Raw genomic sequence first — 18,620 nt, 5'->3', positions numbered from 1 at the left:
ACGCTCCTGTTTCCATTTCCTCTCCATGGTCTGATGGGCTGGTGAGGACGCTGGAGGAGATCGCCGCCGGGGTACGTGACGGGTCGCTGGACCCTGTGGATCTGGTCGAGGACGCGTTGGCGCGTGCTGCCGACGCGGCTGAGCTGAATGCCGTTGTGCACCTGGATGTGGATGGAGCGCGCAAGGCTGCCGTCGCGCATGACCGGACCGGCGCGTTGGCAGGTGTGCCGGTGCTGGTGAAGGAGATCGTCGAGGTCGAGGGCCTGCCGTACCGCTGCGGCTCCGCGTCGATGGATGAGGTCGGCCGACAGGACGCTGAGGTCGTACGGCGGTTGCGAGCGACCGGTGCGATCGTGATCGGCCTGTCGCACACGCATGAGTTCGCGTATGGCTGCTTCGGTACGTCGAACCGCGTCGGACCGTGCCACAACCCGCATGACCCGTCGCGGATGACAGGTGGGTCCAGCTCCGGGTCAGCTGCTGCAGTGGCGGCCGGTGTGGTGCCGTTGGCGATCGGTACGGACACTGCGGGCTCGGTGCGCATCCCTGCTGCACTGTGCGGGGTGGTCGGCTTCAAACCGTCGTTCGACACGCTGCCGACCGACCGGGTGTTCCCGCTGTCGCAGTCCCTCGACCACGTGGGCGTCCTGACCCGCACCGCCGCAGATGCCGCCTATGCACTCAACGCGCTGGCGGGTGTCGCTGTCCGACCGCTGCGCAAGCCCCGCCTGGGTGTGGTGACCAACCTGGAGTACCTCCAGCTCAATCCTGGAGTCAGCACTGCATGGTCTGCTGTCTTGAAGACGCTCGAAGCCGTCGAAGTGCAGCTGCCCGACTGGTCCACCAGCTACTCGACCGCGGCGAACATCCAAGGACCTGAGGCAGTTGCCAACCACCGCGGCCGATCACAGGACCTGTACCAGCCGGACGTCCGCCTGCGACTGCTCGAGGCGTCGCAGGTGGAGTCCGCGGACTACGAGCGAGCAAAAGAGGATGCGGCCCGCATCACCGCCGAACTGGACGCAGTCCTCGCCGGCGTCGACGCCGTACTCACTCCGACCGTCCTGACGACCGCACCGCTGATCACTGCAGCGGCCACGGCCGACGGTGGCCTCGACGTACGCAAGCAGCTGATGAACAACACCCGCCTGGCGAACCTGACCCGGCACGCGGCCGTCAGCCTGCCGATCCCGGCTGACGGCCTTCCGGTCGGCCTCCAGGTCATTGCTGCAAGCAACGAACAGGCGGCCGCGGTCGCGTGCTGGATCGAGGCTCAGCGGTAGATCCGCAGATCGGCCAGACTCCACCAGTTGCCGGCGCTCCCGGTCGACGTGATCCGCACGTACCGCGCGTGCGCCGGCCGCACCTTCACTGTGGTGAGTTGACCTGTGGACGTACCCGAGGCAACGGTCTGCCAGCTGACACCATCTTTGCTGACAGCAACCTCATAGCCGCGTGCGTAGTCGCCGGTGTTCCCGCCGCTGTCGAGCGCGACCTCGCTGAATGTCTGCGCCTTGCCCAGATCCGCCTGCACCCATTGACCCGGTGCCTGTGCCTCCTTGCTCTGCCACACCGTCGATCCGTCCTGGTCGGTCAGCAGACCAGCGTCGGCGCCGTTCACGCTCGTCGTCGCACCTGCAACCGAGAGCTGCTGCGGTACGTCGGCCGCCACCCGTCCCCAGGTGTACGTCGCGATCGCCCCACCAGGCAGCTCGTACTCGAACGACTTGTCGCCCACCGCGACCGTGAAGCTCCGCGGGTCGTCGTTCTCGTTGTGCACCACGAGTGCCGTCGTACCGTCCGGGTTGCGGAACGCTGCGGACATCAGCTGCCCGTTCCATCCGGTCGTCCCGTACGACGTACTCCCGATCCGCACCGCGCCCGGCTTCACGAACTTCGACAGGTGGCCGATCGTGTAGTACTCCGCATCGGTCGTGACGGTCCCGTCCGGCTGCAGCGTGACCAGGCCGGTGCAGGTGTCGCAGCCGCCCAGGTGCGGACCGCCGGTCGAGTCGAGTGCGATGTTCCAGTTGACGACCGACTTCGCCCAGTTGCGCGTCGTACCGAGCATCAGCGTGCGGGCGTGCCAGGTCAGCGTGCCGCGGAAGATCTGCGGCGGGGTGTCGGTCGGCCAGTGCGAACCGGAGCATTCGGTGAACCAGATGCCCTTCGCCGGGAACGCGTTGTGCAGATCGGTCTGCTTCGACGGATCGCCCGAGTAGCAGTGGTACGCCGTACCCGCGATCCACTTGGCAGCCGGGGTCTGGAGCAGCTTGTACGGATAGTCGGTCTCCGGGTCCTCACCAGGCGGGGTGGAGGCGACATCGCCGGGATGCGTGGTCCAGTTGTGGTCGTAGCCGAGGATCTTGGTCCGCGGGCTCACAGCTCGCAGTTTCGGCCCGAGTGCCTCGATGACCGCGGCTTCCTGGCGAACCGGCATGTCCGTGCCCGGGTACGCGCTCGGCTTGCGGTTCTGCGGCTCGTTCTGGATGGAGAGGAAGTCGACGGGTACGCCGGCCTTGGCGTACGCCTGCACGAACTTGACCAGGTAACGCGCGTACGCGTCGTACACCTTGGGGTCGTCCTTGAGCCGGCTGCCGACGAGGGTGTCGCCGGTCTTCATCCAGGCCGGCGGGCTCCACGGCGTCGCCATCACCTTGAGCGCCGGGTTGAGCTGCTTGGCCCGGCGCAGCAGCGGCAGCACCTGCTGCTGATCGTGCGCGACGGTGAAGTGCTTCAGGCCGAAGTCGGTCTGGCCGGCCGGCACGTCGTCGTACGTGTAGTGCTCGGCCGCGGCAGTGAAGTCGGACGAGCCGACGGGCTGGCGGAGGAAGCTGACGCCGATGCCCTGCCTCGGGTCGAACAGACTGCGCATCGTCTGCTCGCGGTCGGCCGGGCTGAGCTTGTACAGCACGCTCGCCGACGAGTCAGTGATCGAGGCGCCGAAGCCGTCCATCGTCTGGTACGACGTCCGCGGGTCGACCGTGATAGTGGTCCGGTCACTCGCTCTGTCGTGGAACGTGACGGGTGCGCGCTCGTGCAGCAGCTCGGCGCGGTCGGGAGTGGTGACCCAGACACGGGCCTGGGTCGTCGGGGGATGGGCTTGGGCGGGACCGGTGAGTGACGCCACCGTGAGAGCAAGGGCGACGCCGAAGGCGGGTGTTCTCATCGCACTCCTCAGGAATGAAACAAACGGCCACAGAACACGCCCGCGATCGACCACTGTCAAGACCTGGGAGCGGTGCCCTAGAGTGCTGAGCGTGAAACAAAGGGATGTAACAAATGCCGCGCGCTAGAGCCACCGTGCGCGACGTCGCGACCGCGACCGGAGTGTCGATCGCGACCGTGTCCCGGGTCCTCAACCAGGTGGGCGGGGTGGCGCCCGAAACGCGCCGGCTGGTGGAGCAGGCGATCGAGGAGCTCGGCCTGCGCGCGCCCACCCCCCGCGGCGGTACGGCGAAACCGGTCGACGGCGCCGTCTACGTGCGCTGCCCCTACATGCTCACCGACTACTTCGGCCTGATCGTGTCGTCGATCGCCGAGACCCTGGATCGGCACGGCCGGCAGGTGATCCTCAACGCCGGCGAGGCCGCGCAGGACGATCCCGTCCTGCCGCATCTGGCATCCCGCCGGGACGTCGGCGGCGCCATCCTGATCCTTCCACCGGAACCGAGCGCGGACCTGGTGCGGCTCAGCTCGCGTCGTTTCCCGTTCGTGGTGGTCGATCCACGGACGGCGCTGCCCGGCGACATCCCATCGGTGTCGGCGGCTCACCATTCCGGTGCCCGCCAACTCACGGCCCACCTGACCGCGCTCGGCCACAGCCGCATCGGCGTCATCGCCGGCCCCCGCGAGTGGCTCGCCGCCGACGCCCGCCTGAGCGGCCACGCCGCTGCCCTCGCCGACGCCGGGATCCTCCCCGACCCATCACTCGTCCGCCACGACCAGCCGACCACCACGCACGGCTACCGGGCCGCCGTCTCGCTGCTCGACCTCGATCCGCGCCCGACCGCACTGGTCGCCTTCAACGACAAGGCCGCAATCGGAGCCCTCCAAGCCGCCACCGAACGCGGCCTCTCCGTCCCCGGCGACCTCTCCATCGCAGGCTTCGACGACCTCGACCTCAGCCGCGCAAGCAACCCCCAACTCACGACAGTCCGGCAACCCCTGCAGGAAATGGGCCGAATGGCCGTCAGCCTCCTCATCCGCCTCCTGGACCGCCACGCCCTGGAAGCCCTCCACGTAGAACTGGCCACTACGTTGATCCCCCGCGCCTCCACCGCTCCGCCCCGCTAGTGCGCGCGGAGGCGTGTCGCGCGGGTGCGGAGATAGCGCTGCTCGGAGGTGTTCGTCGTGAGTTTGGCTGCCGACAGGTAGGCGTCGGCGGCCTGCTGGTGATCGCCTCGGAGCTCGAGGAGGTGAGCTCGGACGGCGTCGAAGCGGTGGCCGCGGAGCGCGCGCTCGTCGTTCGACAGGGTGTCGAGGAGGCGGAGTCCGGCGTCGGGGCCGTGCACCATCGCGGTCGCGACCGCGCGGTTCAGCCGCACGACCGGACCGTCCAGCAACGGTTCCAGCAAGTTGTACAGGGCAAGGATCTGCCGCCAGTCGGTGTCGTCGGCCGTCCTCGCCTCGCTGTGGACGGCGGCGATCGCGGCCTGCAACTGGTACGGCCCGAGCGGCGTCGTCCGCATAGCCCAGGTGATCAACTCGGTGCCCTCGCGGATCGCCGCCCGATCCCACCGGGACCGGTCCTGCTCGTCGAGCGGGACGAGCGCGCCGTCGGCCGTCGTACGCGCGGAGCGGCGGGCGTCGGTCAGCAGCATCAGTGCGAGCAGCCCGGCCACCTCACCGTCGCCGGGCAGTACGTCGCGCAGCATCCGGGCCAGTCGGATCGCCTCGCGGGCGAGTCCGACCCGGCCGAGCTCGTCACCCGCCGTACTGGTGTATCCCTCGTTGAAGATCAGGTAGAGCACCTGAAGCACTGCGGCCAGTCGCTCCGCGGGCTCCTCGGGCGGCCGGAACGGCTGTCCGCGCAACTTCTGCTTCGCGCGGCTGATCCGCTGCCCGATCGTCGCCTCCGGAGCCAGCAAGGCTGTGGCGATCTCGCCGGTGGTGAGACCGCCGACAGCCCGGAGCGTCAGAGGGATCTGCGACGCGATCGGCAGCGCCGGGTGGCAGCAGAGGAACAGAAGAGTCAATGAGTCGTCGGCCGGACTGACCGGTGCCGGCGCGACATCAGGCGTTCGGACGATGTCTTCCCGGTGCCGGCGGGACTCCTCGTTGCGCAGCAGGTCGATCAGGCGCCGCGAGGCGACCCGGATGAGCCAGGTGCGCGGCTCATCCGGGACGCCCTGCTCGGGCCACTGCTGCGCTGCCGCCAGGAGCGCCTCCTGAACGGCGTCCTCACAGGTCTCGAAGTGCCCGTACCGGCGTACCAGTGCGCCGAGCACCTGCGGCGTGAGGTCGCGCAACAACTGCTCCATCAGTCCGGCCGGACGTCCTCGGGGCCGGCCATGATGGGCCGTACTTCGACGGTGTCGCCGACCGCCTCGACGATCCGGGCCGCGATCGCCATCGCCCGGTCGTGGCTGTCGCAGTCGACGATCGCGAAGCTGGCCAGTACCTCCTTGGATTCCGCGAACGGCCCCTCACTGGCGACCGGTCCGCCATCGGTACGCCGTACCGTCCGAGCGAGCGCCGGGTGGGCCAGCCCCTCGGTCCCGAGTAGCTCGCCGGTGGCGGTCAGCTCGGCCGCGAGGTCCTCGTAGAACTTGCAGATCGCGATGAACTCGGGGCTCGTCACGTCCACCGTGTCCCAGCCGCTCTGGTCGCCGTACGCGAGAAGCAGGTACTTCATCGATCACTCCTTCTGGCCATCGTGGCGTGGTAGCCGCCACCCGGGTACACCCAGTCTCCGGTGAGACGGTCGCCGTCCTCGGTGAAGACTCCCTTGAAGTAGCCGGGTGATCCCTTGAAACCGCCCCAGATCGTGAGTTCGTCGCCGGCCAGCTCGTAGACGTAGTCGAGGGTGTTGCCGTCGGCGTCGTACGCGCGGGACTTCACCTCGGTCCCGCGTTCCCCGCCGAACGGGTGCTCGTAGCCGATGATCTCGGTCATCCGCACCTCGTGACCGTCGTGGTCGAGGAGGCCGCGCTGGACCAGGAAATGGCCGCCGTCCATCCATTCGAAGGTCGTCGTACCGGTCGCGCCGCCGGTGACCTGCCAGGTGCCGACGAGGCGGCCGAGCCGCTGCAGTTCGTTCGTCATGTCCTTGTCCTGTTCGATCGGTTGCTGCTCGTGCTGCTACCTCGAAGCCGGGCGGCGGGTTTCGACAGGTTCGGGATGTTCAAATTCGGACGATGGGCAGTGCGCGAAACGGCTCGGTTGTGGCAGGTTTTAGACATGAACCTTCGGATCGGCATTGCCGGGATCGCCATCGAGTCCAGTACGTTCTCGCCGCATCGGGCCGGGCTGGCGGATTTCGACGTACGGCGTGGGGACCACCTGATGGAGCGGTACGAGTTCCTCGGGAAGGACTGGGCGCAGGGGATCGAATGGGTCCCGCTGCTGCACGCACGGTCATTGCCGGGTGGCGCCGTACTGCCGGAGGTGTACGACGACCTGTCCGCGGAGATCATCTCCCGCCTCGAAGAAGCCGGTCAGCTGGACGGGTTCTTCTTCGACATCCACGGCGCGATGAGCGTGGTCGGGCGGCAGGACGCGGAGGCAGATCTGGCCACCCGGATCCGGGCCGTGATCGGTCCCGACGTACTGATGTCCGCGTCGATGGACCTGCACGGGAACGTGTCGCGCGAACTCGGTACGGCGGTGGATCTGATCACGTGTTACCGGATGGCGCCGCACGAGGACGCGATGGAGAGCCGTGAGCGGGCGCTGCGCAACCTGGTCGAGCGGATGCGTTCCGGGCTCGGGAAGCCGGGGAAGGCGTGGGTCCAGGTGCCGGTGCTGCTACCGGGCGAGAAGACGTCGACCCGGCTCGAGCCGGCGAAGTCGATCTATCGGCGGGTCGGCGAGATCGCGGACGAACCCGGCGTGCTGGACGCTGCCGTGTGGGTCGGATACGCGTGGGCCGACGAGCCGCGATGCCGGGCTGCCGTGGTGGTCACTGGCGATGATTCTTCTTTGATTACTACGCGCGCTGCCGAGCTGGCTGCTGCTTACTGGGATGCGCGAGACGGGTTCGAGTTCGTTGCGCCGACCGGGACCTTGCAGGAGTGTGTGTCCGCCGGGCTTGCCAGCACCGCGCGTCCGTTCCTGATCAGCGACTCCGGCGACAACCCGACGGCCGGCGGCGCGGGCGACACCTCGTGGACGCTCGGCCAGCTGCTCACCATCGAGGAGCTGACCTCCGGCAAGGCGACCGCGATCCACGCCAGCATCACCGACCCCGAAGCCGTCGCCGCCTGTGTTGCGGCCGGCGTCGGCAACGAGGTCGAGGTCACCGCCGGTGGCAAGGTCGACAACATCCCGTCCGGCCCGGTTCCACTGTCCGGCACCGTCTTCTCCCTCTCCGAGGACCCGGTCGGCGGAACGGTCGCAGTGATCAAGGCCGGCGGCCTCCACTCCATCCTCACCAGCCGCCGCAAGCCGTACCACCACATCGCCGACTTCACCCTGCTGGGCCTCGACCCCGCGTCAACAGACCTCGTCATCGTGAAGATCGGCTACCTGGAACCGGAGCTCTACAACCTGGCCGCCGACTGGCTCCTGGCTCTGACCCCAGGCGGTGTAGACCAAGACCTCCTCCGCCTGGGCCACCACGGGGTACTGCGCCCGCTGTTCCCCTTCGACGCGGACATGGCTGCACCGAACCTGACCCCCGAACTGCTCCCGTAGGTTCTCGCCCCGGGCACTCTCAGGGGTCAACCCCGCTTCGTGTCGGTTGCGGACCCGGAATCTGCTGGCGCAACCGACCAACGCGGGGGTTGACCCCTGAGATGGTCGTGGGCGGTGGGTCGGGGGTGCTGGTATTAGAGCTTGCGGAGTACGTGGAGGGCTTCGATGGCGTGGGTTACCAGGTGGTCGGCTGCGTACGGGCGGTCGGCTTCGGGGAGGCCGGACCATTCGATTGCGAGGTCTTCGGTGTACGACAGCCACGCGTGGATGCGGAGGTAGTCGGCGGACGTAGGTTCGTCGGCCACGTCCGGGGTGCCCAGGTACGTGAGGATGCGCTTGGTCAGGCCGGCGCGCGTCTCGTCGTACACCTCGACGGCGAAGTCGTCCCCGCCGGCAGCGCCTCGCACGAAGGAGATGTACGCCGTACGACGCCGCTCGATGAAGGCGACGAACTGGGTCAGCATCTCCTGGAGCTGCTCTTCCGGCGGGAGCGTCTCGTCGGGCTTGGTGACGCGGAGCAGGCGGCGTCCGGCGGCGGAGATGACGGCGACGTAGTAGTCGCGCTTGCTCGGGAAGTAGTGGAACAGCAGGCCGCGGGAGATCCCGGCCTGGCCGGCGATGGCATCGATCGACAGTTCGTGAATCGGTTGGGTCCGCAGCATCATCAGGCCGACTTTGACCAGTTGCTTCTTGCGGTCCTCCGCCGACAGTCGGTGATCCATGCTATTGAGCATTGCTTAGAAGCTGAGCTACGGTCAAGGCGAGGAGAGGAGTCTTGATGGGGTTCGAACCTTCGGCCCGGGCTCAGGATCTGGTCGCGCGGGTGGACGCTTTCCTGCGGACCGAGATCGAGCCGGTCGAGGCGGAGCTGCACACCGCGATCCGTACTTCCGGTGATCCGTGGCAGCCGCAACCGGTGATCAAGGACCTGCAGGCGAAGGCGCGCGACGCCGGCCTGTGGAACCTGTTCCTGCCACCCGCCGAGCCCGGCAACGAGCAGTACGGCGAAGGCTTGAGCAACCTCGACTACGCCCCGATCGCCGAGCTCACCGGCCGGTCGTTCATCGCGCCGTACATCTTCAACTGCAACGCGCCGGACACCGGCAACATGGAGGTCCTGCTCCGCTACGGCACCGACGAGCAGAAGAAGCAGTGGCTGGAGCCGTTGCTGGACGGCACGATCCGGTCCGCGTTCTGCATGACCGAGCCGGATGTCGCGTCCTCCGACGCCACCAACATGGAGGCGACCGCGGTCCTCGACGGCGACGAGGTCGTGATCAACGGCCGCAAATGGTGGAGTACGGGCGTCGGCCACCCGGACTGCCAGCTCCTCATCTTCATGGGTCTGACCGATCCCGACGCCCACCGGTACGCGCGCCACACGATGGTCCTCGTCCCGCGCGACACCCCGGGCGTCAAGGTCGAGCGCCTGCTGCCGGCGATGAGCAGGTACGACGAACCGCACGGACACGGCGAGGTCTCGTTCACCGAGGTCCGCGTGCCGGCGTCGAACATCCTGGTCGGACCGGGCCGGGCGTTCGAGATCGCGCAAGGCCGCCTCGGTCCGGGGCGCGTGCATCACTGCATGCGGCTCGTCGGCCTGGCGGAGAAGGCGCTCGAGCTCGCGCTGAAGCGGGGCACCAGCCGAACTGCGTTCGGCAAGCCGCTGGTGAACCTCGGCGGCAACCGGGAGCGGATCGCCGACGCGCGGATCGCGATCAACCAAGCGCGGTTGCTCGTGCTGCAGACGGCGTACCTGCTGGACACCGAAGGGCTCGCGGGTGCGTTGAGCGAGGTGAGCCAGATCAAGGTCGCCGTACCGCGGATGGCGCAGGACGTCATCGACATGGCGATCCAGCTGCACGGTGGCGGTGGGCTGTCCGACGACTTCCCGCTGGCGGCAGCGTGGACGAGTGCGCGCGCGTTGCGACTGGCCGACGGGCCCGACGAGGTGCATCGTGGGGTGATCGCGAGGATCGAGCTCGCGTCGTACCTGTCTGCTGTTCAGGAGGGCAAGTGAGCCGGGTCCTCGTCACCGGTGGCGCGAGTGGGCTGGGCGCCGCGCTGGTCGCCCAGTTTGTTGCTGAAGGCCACCAAGTCCTGACCACGGATATCGGCGAAGAAGGCGAGGGCACGCCGTACCTGAAGCTGGACGTGCGCCGCGCAGCGGACTGGGATGCAGCGGTCGCGTGGTGCGAGCAGAACTGGGGCGGGCTGGACATCCTGGTGAACAACGCCGGCATCGCGACCGGCGGCCGGATCGACGTCGAGACGCTGGACGAGTGGGACCGGGTCATCGACATCAACCTGATGGGCGTGGTCCGCGGCTGCCGCGCGTTCGCACCGCTGTTCAAGCGCCAGCGATCTGGTCACATCGTCAACACCGCGTCCGCGGCCGGGCTGGTGCATCCCCCGATGATGAGTTCGTACAACACGGTCAAGGCCGGCGTGGTCGCGCTTTCGGAGACGTTGTCGCACGAGCTCCATCCGTACGGCGTGACCGTGTCGGTGGTCTGCCCGTCGTTCTTCCGGACCAACCTCGCCGACTCGATCCGGGGCGCGGACAGCGCGATGGGGGCGACCGCGCGGCAGCTGATCGAGAAGTCACCGCGGTCCGCGGACGACATCGCGGCCGCCGTACTCGCTGGAATCAAGAAGAAACAGTTCCTCATCATCCCGGACCGGCCGGCCGCGATGGCGTGGCGTACCAAGCGGTTCGCGCGTCCGCTGTACAACCGGCAGATGCGCAAGATCGCGGAGCGGGCACGGCAGCGGGCCGAGGGCTCGAATGGGTGATGGCGCGCGGGCGGTCCGCAGTGAGGATGCCTTCGACGTGCCGGTGGTCGACGCCTGGTTGCGGCAGCGGACGGACCTGCCGGACGGCCTGCCCGAGGTCAAGCAGTTCACCGGCGGCGCGTCCAACCTGACCTATTTGCTGAGGTATCCAGGCCACGATCTGATCCTGCGCCGTCCGCCGGCCGGGACGAAGGCTAAGAGCGCGCACGACATGGGCCGCGAGTACCGCATCCAGGCGGGTCTCAAGCCGGTGTTCCGGTACGTCCCGGAGATGGTTGCCCACTGCAACGACGACACGGTGATCGGTTCCGAGTTCTATGTGATGGAGCGGGTCGCCGGCACGATTCCCGGGCACCACGAGCTAGGCGTCGACCTGACCCCGGAGCAGGCCAGGCAGCTCGGCTTCACGTTGATCGACACGCTCGCCGAGCTGCACGCGGTGGACCCTTCAGCGGCAGGTCTGTCCGACCTGGGCCGCGGCGCGGGGTACGTCGAGCGCCAGGTCACCGGCTGGTCCGACCGGTACCGCAAGGCGAAGACGTGGAACGTGCCCAGCTACGAGCGCGTGATGGCCTGGCTCGCGGCGAACCAGCCGGCCGATGTCCGTACGTGCGTTATCCACAACGACTTCCGCCTCGACAACGTCGTACTCGCGCCGGACGATCCGCTCCACGTGGTCGGCGTCCTGGACTGGGAGCTGGCCACGCTCGGTGATCCGCTGATGGATCTCGGCAGCGCGCTGGCGTACTGGGTGCAGGCCGACGACGACTGGGCGTTCCGCCGGTTCAGGCTGCAGCCGTCCGACGTGCCGGGGATGCTGACGCGCGACGAGATCGTGGAGTACTACGCCAAGCGGTCGGGGCTCGTCGCGGACAACTGGGCGTTCTACGAGGTGTTCGGGTTGTTCCGGCTGGCGGTGATCGCGCAGCAGATCTACTACCGCTACCACCACAAGCAGACCCGGAATCCGCGGTTCAAGAACTTCTGGCTCCCGGTCAACCTGCTCGAGCGGCGCTGTCGCCGCATCATCCGGCAGGCGTAGATGGCGGTCATCTACCTGATCCGGCACGCCCAGGCATCCTTCGGCGCCCGCGACTACGACAAGCTTTCCGAGCAAGGTGAGCGCCAAGCCGTGCTGCTCGGTCAAGCGCTGGCCGCGCGGGGCGTGCGCCCCGACCTCGTGGTGACGGGGTCGATGTCGCGGCACCTCCGAACGGCGCACCTCGCGCTGGAGGCGGCCGGCCTTCCGGACCGGGCCGAGGTGGACGGGGGCTTCGACGAGTTCGACCATGAGCAGGTGATCCTTGCGCACAAACCGGCGTACCGGCGGCGCACGGTGATGCTCGCGGATCTGGCCCGGACCGGGAATCCGCAGCGCGCGTTCCAGCAGATGTTCAGTGCCGCGACCGAACGCTGGGTGCACCAGGAGGACGGGTACACGGAGAGCTTCACGGCGTTCGCGGACCGCGTCGAGGCCGCCGTACGACGGACCGCGGGGAGCCTTGCGAAGGGTGGAACCGCTGTCGTGTTCACGTCGGGTGGGCCGATCACGTCGGTGGTGAGCCGGCTGCTGACCGGCGGCGACGGGCTGTGGCTCACACTCAATCCGTTGACGATCAACACCGCGATCACCAAGGTGCTGTCCGGGCTGAGCGGACTGACGATGGTCAGCCACAACGAGCACGGACATCTCGACGGCACCGGGATGATTTCCTACAGATAGGGCTGCGATGCGACGCAACATCCTGATCACGGGCGCCAGCGCCGGGCTCGGTGCGGAGATGGCCCGGCAGTTCGCCGCGAAGGGCCACAACCTGGCGCTGACCGCACGCCGGACCGAGCGGCTCGAGGCGCTGCAGGCTGAACTGGCCGAACATTATCCACAGGTTCAGGTAGTTATCCACAGCCTGGATGTGACTGATCACGACCAGGTGTTCGAGGTGTTCCGCAAGATCGACGCCGAGCTGCCGCTGGACCGGATCGTGGTGAACGCCGGTCTCGGCAAGGGCGCGCCGCTCGGCACCGGGCGCTTCGACGCGAACCGCGACACCGCGCTGACCAACTTCGTCGGTGCGCTCGCCCAGGCGGAGGCGGCCCTCGACCTGTTCCGCGCCCGGAACGCCGGCCATCTCGTCTTCATCTCGTCGATCTCCGGGCTCCGCGGGCTGCCGAAGACAGTCACGACGTACGCCGCGACGAAGGCGGGGATCGCCTCGCTCGCCGAAGGGCTGCGGATGGAGCTGCTCGGTAAGCCGATCCAGGTCAGCACGATCTACCCCGGGTACATCCGGTCCGAGATGAACGAGCATGTGTCGAACACACCGCTGATCGTCGACACCGAGCCCGGTGTGCGGGCGATCGTCGCCGCGATCGAATCGGAGAAGTCGAAGGCGTACGTGCCGTCGTGGCCGTGGGCGCCGCTGGCTCAGGTGATGCGGTTCGCGCCGCTCGCCGTACTGAAGAGGATGCTGTGATGCGCTGGGGTCTGACCGTTCCGCTGACCGGGGTGCCGCTGCGGGACCACCGTTCGCTGATCTCCGAGCTGTTCGAGCTGGGCTACACCGATCTGTGGTCGGCGGAGGTGGCCGGAGCGGATGCGTTCACGCCGCTGGTGCTCGCGTCCGAGTGGGACGCTCAGCTGCGGTTGGGGACGGCCGTCGTACCGGTGCACACTCGCGGGCCGGCTGCGCTCGCGATGAGCGCGGCGGCGCTGGCGGACCTCGCGCCGGGGCGGTTCGTGCTCGGGATCGGGGCGTCGTCGGAGACCATCGTGACCGGGTGGAACGGGATCGCGTACGACCCGCCGCTGGCGCGGACCCGCGACGTACTGCGGTTCCTGCGGCAGGCGTTCGCCGGGGAGCGGGTGGACGGGGAGTTCGACAGCTTCACGATCAACCGCTTCCGGTTGGAGAAGGCACCCGACGTACCGCCGGCGATCATGCTCGCCGCGCTCCGCCCGCAGATGCTGCGGCTGGCGGCGCGGGAGGCCGACGGCGCGATCACGAACTGGCTGTCCGCCGACGACGTACGACAGGTCCGCGCGGAGCTCGGCCCGGACAAGGAGCTGGCCGCGCGGATCTTCGTCTGCGTGACCGAGGACGCCGAGATGGCCCGGAACATCGGCCGCTTCCTGATCGCGACGTACTTGACGGTCCCCGGGTACGCCGCCTTCCACGACTGGCTCGGCCGCGGTACCGCGATGAAACCGATGCGCGACGCCTGGGCCGCCGGCGACCGCAACGCCGCAATGGCCGCCGTACCCGTCGAGATCCTGGACGCGCTGATAGTCCACGGCACCCCCGACCAATGCCGCACCCACATCAACCGCTACCTCGACAACGGCCTCGACACCCCCATCATCGCCACCCTCCCCACCGGCACCAACCTCCTCGAAACCGCCCGCGCCCTGGCCCCCGGCTAAAACATCCGCAAACCGAACCCAGGTTCAGCCGGTGGTTGATTTGGTGGTGATGGTGAAGGCTCGGACGCAGATGGGGTCTGGGGGGAGTTCGTTGATGATGAGGTTGCCGGTGACGGTGGCGCCCTTGGAGGTGCCTGACAGGGGGATTACGAAGGTTGGGGCCTGACCCAAGGGGGCGCCAGTGGTGAGTTTGGTTGGGGGGCCGACCAGGGCGCGCATCAGGAGGGGGATGAGTTGTTCTGAGCCGTCGCAGGCGAAGGCGGCTGCGCCCTTGGAGTTGTTGGCGTTGAGTTGGGCTACGAATCGTTGACCCAGGTCCGCAGCTGTCGTTGCCGGCGTGGTCTTCGCCGGGGCGTTGGGCTTCGGGGACGGCGTGGGCTTCGGGGCCGTGGTCTTGGGTGCGGTGGGGCGGGTGGTCGTCGTCGCCGGTGGGGGTACGGCCGAGGTGCCTGGGCCGGGGTTGGACTTGGTGTCCTGGTGGTTGGAGACGAGGCGCTGCACGAGTACGCCGACCGCTCCGAGGGCCACGAGGATGAGGATCACGATCAGCGCGATGATCAGGCCGGCTCGGCTCTTCTTGGGCGGCTGGCCGTAGCTGGGGGCGGAGTTGTAGTTGCCCGGCTGCGGCTGCCAGCTGTAGTTCGGCCCGGGCGGCGGTGAGCTCACACGCATAGTGTGGCAGCGGGATCAGCTCAGTCGGTGCTCTTTGAGCCAGGTCGTTGCCCGGCGGTTGGACGCTCGCGAGAGCCAGGCGTCCTGGATGATCTCGGCCAGCTCCTGCTTCGAGACCTCGCCGAGGTGGCTGCCGCGGATCAGGACCGACGGGTGGCCGTCGAAGTGGGGTGTGGTGAAGAACGGGTTCGACTCGTCCGCGACCAGTGCGAGCTTCTCGTCCTCGGACTCGACCCAGATCATGATCACGTCGTCGTACTTCTCGCCGCTGACCGGATCGACCGCGTCCGGCCGCGGCGTACGGAAGAACACGAACGACTTCCCGCCGACCTGGTAGACCGGGCGATCGGTGCCGTCGTCGCGCTCCCACTTCGTGACGTGCGGCAGGCCCGACGCGATCTCGTGGACGTCGGTCACGCGGGCCTTCCTCGGCGCCATGCGAAGCGGCCGATCAGTGCGCGAGCGAGGTCAGGCGAACGCAGAGCGGACGGGTCGGCTGATCCATGATGTCGACCGTACCGGCCAGCGGCGCGCCGCCCTTCGTGGTGCCGGAGAACGGGACCGAGATCCGCGGGTAGTAGCTGCTCACCGAGGCGGCGGGTCCGCTGACCGCCAACTTGGTCGGCGGGTCGATCGTGACGATGAGCTGGCCGGCCAGCAGGTTCTTGCTGTCCGCGCAGCCGAGTGCGGTCGCGTGCTTCTGGTCGTTCGCGTTGAGGTAGGCGATGAACCTGGTGGCGAGCGTCGTGGCTTCGGCGAGGCGCGGTCCGCCGGGCGTCTCCGACGGTTGCGCGGTCGCCTGCGGCGAGCCGGTCGGCCGGGCTGCCGCGGGGGACGGCGCGGTCGGGCCACTGCCCTGGTCGTCATCACCACCCATCAGGCCCGGGAGGAGCAGCGCGAACACCCCAAGGAACACGATGATGCCGGCGGCCGCGATCACGACGTACAACATCGTCCGCGGACGCTTCCGACGCGGCCCGAAACCAGGTGCGTACCCCCGCCCGTCCCACGCGGGTCCGCCTGGCCCACCAGGCCCGCCGTACGTCGGTCCGCCCGGGCCACCCGGTCCGCCGGGGCCGCTGTACGTCGGTCCGGGTGGGGGCTGTTGCTGCCAGCCGTTGTTCTGAGGGCCTTGCGAGTACGGGGGCTGTGTCACCCGGACAGTGTTGCAGTAGCAGGGAGCCAGATCGTGAAGGTGGACCCGGATCCCAGGCGGCTGGTGACTGTGATCTTGCCGCCGTGTGCCTCGGCCAGGTGCTTGGTGATCGCGAGGCCGAGGCCGCTGCCGCCGGTGGTGCGGCTGCGGGAGTGTTCGGCACGGTAGAAACGGTCGAACAGATGAGGCAGGTGCTCGTCCGCGATCCCGGTGCCGCTGTCGGTGACGGTCAGGTTGTAGCCGTTGTTCACAGGTCGTACGCCGACGACGACACTGCCGCCTGGTGGTGTGTACCGGATGGCGTTCGAGACCAGGTTGCCCAATGCCTGACGAATGCGGGCGCTGTCGACGACCGCTGGTGAGGGCCCTGGGCCAGTAGCGCTGAGGGTGACGTCGGCACTGTCGGCGGCGGGGCGGTGGGCCGCGACGATTTGTTGGGCGAGTTCGGTGAGGTCGCGGGGAGCGGGGTGCAGGCGGAGCATGCCGGCGTCGGCCAGCGCGAGGTCCTGGAGGTCCGCGACCAGGTGCTCGAGTAGGTCTGTCTCTTCCAGCAACGACGTGACGAGCTCGCTGTCCAGCGGCACCACGCCGTCCTCGGACGCGACCAGATACCCCTTGATGTTGGCGAGCGGCGTACGCAGTTCGTGCGCCACGTCGCTGACCATCGCCTTCCGCTGGAAGTCGTGCCGCTGGATGGATTCGGCCATGTCGTTGAACGCATGGCCGAGCCGCGCGACCTCGTCCTTCCCGCTCACCGGTACGCGCGCCGCATGGTCGCCGTTCCGCATCCGCTGCGCCGCGCCGGTCAGCGCCACGATCGGCCGCACCAGCCGGCGACCCGCGAACAGCATCACCAGCGCCGCGATCAGCAGTACGCCGAGCGCGGTCGCCGCGGTCCGCAGCAGGCCTTCGCCGGAGAACACGTTGAACGTGCTCTCCGCTCCGAGGTACAGCTTCGCCGGCGGAGCGACGTACGGCGTCAACGCCTGCACGCGCGCCTGCGTGGCGCAGTCGACGAACTTGTCGGTGACGTCGCCCTCGTCCTTGGGCTCGACCGACTTCAGCCCCCCGAAGTCATTGACCTGGTAGTTGATGCCCGCGGCATCGAGGCAGGCGGTCGCCCGGCGGATCTCGTCGTCGTTCACCACCTTGGCTTTGGCGCTCGGCGCATACAACCCGGGCGGTGTGCACGCGTCGTCCTTCGCCGCGGTGCCCGCCTTCTCCATCACGCGGACCCCGGCGACCGACTGCGACGACTCGATCATCACCTGCGGGACGTTGCCCGCTTTCGCAACGCTCGCGGACTTGCCCTGCTTGGCCCAGCAGTCGACGGCCACCTTGGCCAGTTGTTCGCGTTGCCGCTGCTCCTGGTCGGTCATGCCCCAATCGGGATAGGCCACGAACGGCGGGGCGACCGCCGCCGTTGCCACGAAGCCGCCCGCCGCCCCGGCGGCGACGGTCTTGCGCTCGGAGTAGACGGCCGCGCTCGAGATCGCGGACAGCTTCGAGACACCGGCGTTCCGCACGTCAATGGTTGCCGCCGGCACCGATGGGAGCTCGGGGGCCGCGCCGAGCATCCGGGCCGAGTCCGCGATCACCGAGCCGTCGTCGGTGGTCACCGCGACCCGGCGACCGAGCTTGTCGGCCAGCTCGTGCACCAGCTTGTCCACACCCGACCAGGTCGGATGGTCCGCGGCGTACCTCGACAGCTCGCTGTAGATCTCGCCGTCGACCTGCAGCTGGCCGGTGTTCGCGTCGATCTCGCCCTGCAGCTTCTCCGACGTGCTGTACGTCGCGATCAGCGCGGTCGCGATCACCGCGCCGAGTGCGACCGCGAGCGACAGCGCGAGGAACCGGACGAGCACGCTACGACGCATGGCTGACCACCTTGTCGGCCAGCTTGTACCCCACGCCGTACACCGTCTTCAGGTACGCCGGAACGGTGGACGGCTCGATCTTCTTGCGCAGATTCATCACGTGGACGTCGACGGTGCGGTCGAACACGTAGTGGTCGAACCCGAACGCGTGCTCGAGCAACTGCTGCCGGGAGAACGCCCGCCCCGGCGACGCGGCCAGGCAGGCGAGGATCTTGAACTCCGCCGGCGTCAGCTCGATCAACTGCCCGGCCAGCCGGACCTCATGCCGGCCCGGGTCGATCTCCAGTTCGCCGACGCGGTACACCTCGCCCTCGGCGCGCACGCGGGTCCGCCGCAGCACGGTCCGCACCCGGGCCACGAGTTCGCGCGGGTTGTACGGCTTGGTCAGGTAGTCGTCGGCCCCCAGGTCGAGCCCGAGCAGCAGATCGTCGTCGGTCGAGCGGGCGGTCAGCATGATGATCGGCACCTGCCCGTCGGCACGCAGTACCCGGCAGACATCCAGACCGTCGACCTTCGGCATCATCACGTCGAGCACCAGCAGGTCCGGGCTGCGCCGGCGGGCCTCGTCGATCGCGGCCCGCCCGTCGTGCACGACGACGGTGAGGTGCCCCTCCCGTTCGAGGTACCGCCGGATCAGCTCCGCCTGCTTCAGGTCGTCTTCGGCGACCAGGATCCGCGCTGGCATTTAGTGCCCCGAGCCGGGTGCTGGTCGGCACTGGAGGCGCCCAGGTGAGCGCCTCGCTGCGTTGGAAGAGCAGACACGATAAGACAACATCGAGTCAGCTCTTCCGCCTTGCGATGCACTCACCTGGACACCTCCAGCACTCGACCAGCACCCGGC

19 protein-coding genes are annotated in these 18,620 nt (G+C 68.4%); 9 read left to right on the top strand and 10 right to left on the bottom strand.

What is annotated here, in order from left to right; translation table 11 throughout:
* The first annotated feature begins 41 nt into the window (after window positions 1-41).
* Complete coding sequence (locus OHA18_RS14275; RefSeq protein ID WP_329004550.1) at window positions 42-1,283, top strand: amidase; 1,242 nt, start codon at window positions 42-44, stop codon at window positions 1,281-1,283.
* Here the strand turns inward: OHA18_RS14275 and OHA18_RS14270 are convergent.
* The gene (locus OHA18_RS14270) at window positions 1,274-3,169 is read right to left on the bottom strand and encodes a discoidin domain-containing protein (RefSeq protein ID WP_329004549.1); all 1,896 of its coding nucleotides are present in this window, start codon (window positions 3,167-3,169) and stop codon (window positions 1,274-1,276) included. The two genes, OHA18_RS14275 and OHA18_RS14270, sit on opposite strands and share 10 nt — an antisense overlap.
* Window positions 3,170-3,282: 113 nt before the next feature.
* Here OHA18_RS14270 and OHA18_RS14265 point away from each other — a divergent pair, with 113 nt between their 5' ends.
* Entirely contained in the window at window positions 3,283-4,296 is a 1,014-nt protein-coding gene (locus OHA18_RS14265; protein WP_329004548.1) for a LacI family DNA-binding transcriptional regulator, read from the top strand.
* Here OHA18_RS14265 and OHA18_RS14260 read toward each other — a convergent pair.
* Genes OHA18_RS14260 through OHA18_RS14250 form a run of 3 tightly spaced genes read right to left on the bottom strand, consistent with a single transcriptional unit; the run spans window position 4,293 to window position 6,267 of the window.
* Window positions 4,293-5,483: an RNA polymerase sigma factor gene (locus tag OHA18_RS14260; protein WP_329004547.1), complete on the bottom strand. Its 1,191-nt coding sequence runs from the start codon at window positions 5,481-5,483 to the stop codon at window positions 4,293-4,295. The genes OHA18_RS14265 and OHA18_RS14260 overlap by 4 nt on opposite strands.
* On the bottom strand, window positions 5,483-5,857 hold the full coding sequence (locus tag OHA18_RS14255; protein WP_329004546.1) for a YciI family protein: 375 nt from the start codon (window positions 5,855-5,857) through the stop codon (window positions 5,483-5,485). Before OHA18_RS14255 ends, OHA18_RS14260 begins: the two co-directional genes overlap by 1 nt.
* Window positions 5,854-6,267, bottom strand: coding sequence for a hypothetical protein (locus OHA18_RS14250; RefSeq protein WP_329004545.1), 414 nt, complete (start codon window positions 6,265-6,267; stop codon window positions 5,854-5,856). Before OHA18_RS14250 ends, OHA18_RS14255 begins: the two co-directional genes overlap by 4 nt.
* Before the next feature lie 135 nt (window positions 6,268-6,402).
* Here OHA18_RS14250 and OHA18_RS14245 point away from each other — a divergent pair, with 135 nt between their 5' ends.
* A complete protein-coding gene (locus OHA18_RS14245) occupies window positions 6,403-7,857 on the top strand; it encodes a M81 family metallopeptidase (protein WP_329004544.1) in 1,455 nt (484 codons plus the stop codon).
* A gap of 134 nt (window positions 7,858-7,991) precedes the next feature.
* On the opposite strand, the gene OHA18_RS14240 is transcribed toward OHA18_RS14245, so the two are convergent.
* On the bottom strand, window positions 7,992-8,579 hold the full coding sequence (locus OHA18_RS14240) for a TetR/AcrR family transcriptional regulator (RefSeq protein ID WP_329004543.1): 588 nt from the start codon (window positions 8,577-8,579) through the stop codon (window positions 7,992-7,994).
* Between the two features lie 56 nt (window positions 8,580-8,635).
* Here OHA18_RS14240 and OHA18_RS14235 point away from each other — a divergent pair, with 56 nt between their 5' ends.
* From OHA18_RS14235 to OHA18_RS14210, 6 genes are read left to right on the top strand one after another with little or no spacing between them, the layout of a single operon-like run.
* Window positions 8,636-9,877 (top strand): acyl-CoA dehydrogenase family protein, encoded by a 1,242-nt coding sequence (locus tag OHA18_RS14235; protein ID WP_329004542.1) that lies wholly within the window; start codon window positions 8,636-8,638, stop codon window positions 9,875-9,877.
* Window positions 9,874-10,653 (top strand): SDR family oxidoreductase, encoded by a 780-nt coding sequence (locus OHA18_RS14230; RefSeq protein ID WP_329004541.1) that lies wholly within the window; start codon window positions 9,874-9,876, stop codon window positions 10,651-10,653. Before OHA18_RS14235 ends, OHA18_RS14230 begins: the two co-directional genes overlap by 4 nt.
* A complete protein-coding gene (locus tag OHA18_RS14225; protein WP_329004540.1) occupies window positions 10,646-11,695 on the top strand; it encodes a phosphotransferase family protein in 1,050 nt (349 codons plus the stop codon). The genes OHA18_RS14230 and OHA18_RS14225 overlap by 8 nt, the downstream gene beginning before the upstream one ends.
* Entirely contained in the window at window positions 11,696-12,376 is a 681-nt protein-coding gene (locus OHA18_RS14220) for a histidine phosphatase family protein (protein WP_329004539.1), read from the top strand. It begins immediately after the preceding gene.
* Window positions 12,377-12,383: 7 nt separating this feature from the next.
* Window positions 12,384-13,127, top strand: a complete 744-nt coding sequence (locus tag OHA18_RS14215) for an SDR family oxidoreductase (protein ID WP_329004538.1) — start codon at window positions 12,384-12,386, stop codon at window positions 13,125-13,127.
* Window positions 13,127-14,074: an LLM class F420-dependent oxidoreductase gene (locus OHA18_RS14210; protein WP_329004537.1), complete on the top strand. Its 948-nt coding sequence runs from the start codon at window positions 13,127-13,129 to the stop codon at window positions 14,072-14,074. The genes OHA18_RS14215 and OHA18_RS14210 overlap by 1 nt, the downstream gene beginning before the upstream one ends.
* Window positions 14,075-14,098: 24 nt before the next feature.
* Here OHA18_RS14210 and OHA18_RS14205 read toward each other — a convergent pair whose 3' ends face one another.
* The 5 genes from OHA18_RS14205 to OHA18_RS14185 are packed head-to-tail and all read right to left on the bottom strand — an operon-like array spanning window position 14,099 to window position 18,464.
* Window positions 14,099-14,740 (bottom strand): hypothetical protein, encoded by a 642-nt coding sequence (locus OHA18_RS14205; protein ID WP_329004536.1) that lies wholly within the window; start codon window positions 14,738-14,740, stop codon window positions 14,099-14,101.
* A 21-nt stretch (window positions 14,741-14,761) separates the two neighbouring features.
* The gene (locus tag OHA18_RS14200; RefSeq protein WP_329004535.1) at window positions 14,762-15,163 is read right to left on the bottom strand and encodes an MmcQ/YjbR family DNA-binding protein; all 402 of its coding nucleotides are present in this window, start codon (window positions 15,161-15,163) and stop codon (window positions 14,762-14,764) included.
* Window positions 15,164-15,197: 34 nt separating this feature from the next.
* Entirely contained in the window at window positions 15,198-15,902 is a 705-nt protein-coding gene (locus tag OHA18_RS14195; RefSeq protein ID WP_329004534.1) for a hypothetical protein, read from the bottom strand.
* Window positions 15,899-17,779: a sensor histidine kinase gene (locus OHA18_RS14190; protein ID WP_329004533.1), complete on the bottom strand. Its 1,881-nt coding sequence runs from the start codon at window positions 17,777-17,779 to the stop codon at window positions 15,899-15,901. Before OHA18_RS14190 ends, OHA18_RS14195 begins: the two co-directional genes overlap by 4 nt.
* A complete protein-coding gene (locus OHA18_RS14185) occupies window positions 17,769-18,464 on the bottom strand; it encodes a response regulator transcription factor (RefSeq protein ID WP_329004532.1) in 696 nt (231 codons plus the stop codon). Before OHA18_RS14185 ends, OHA18_RS14190 begins: the two co-directional genes overlap by 11 nt.
* Window positions 18,465-18,620 lie beyond the last annotated feature (156 nt).

Source organism: Kribbella sp. NBC_00709 (genome assembly GCF_036226565.1).
In the GTDB taxonomy this organism is placed as follows: Bacteria; Actinomycetota; Actinomycetes; order Propionibacteriales; family Kribbellaceae; genus Kribbella.
The sequence above is the reverse complement of the archived record's forward strand: the minus strand, read 5'-3'. Positions and strand labels throughout refer to the sequence as shown.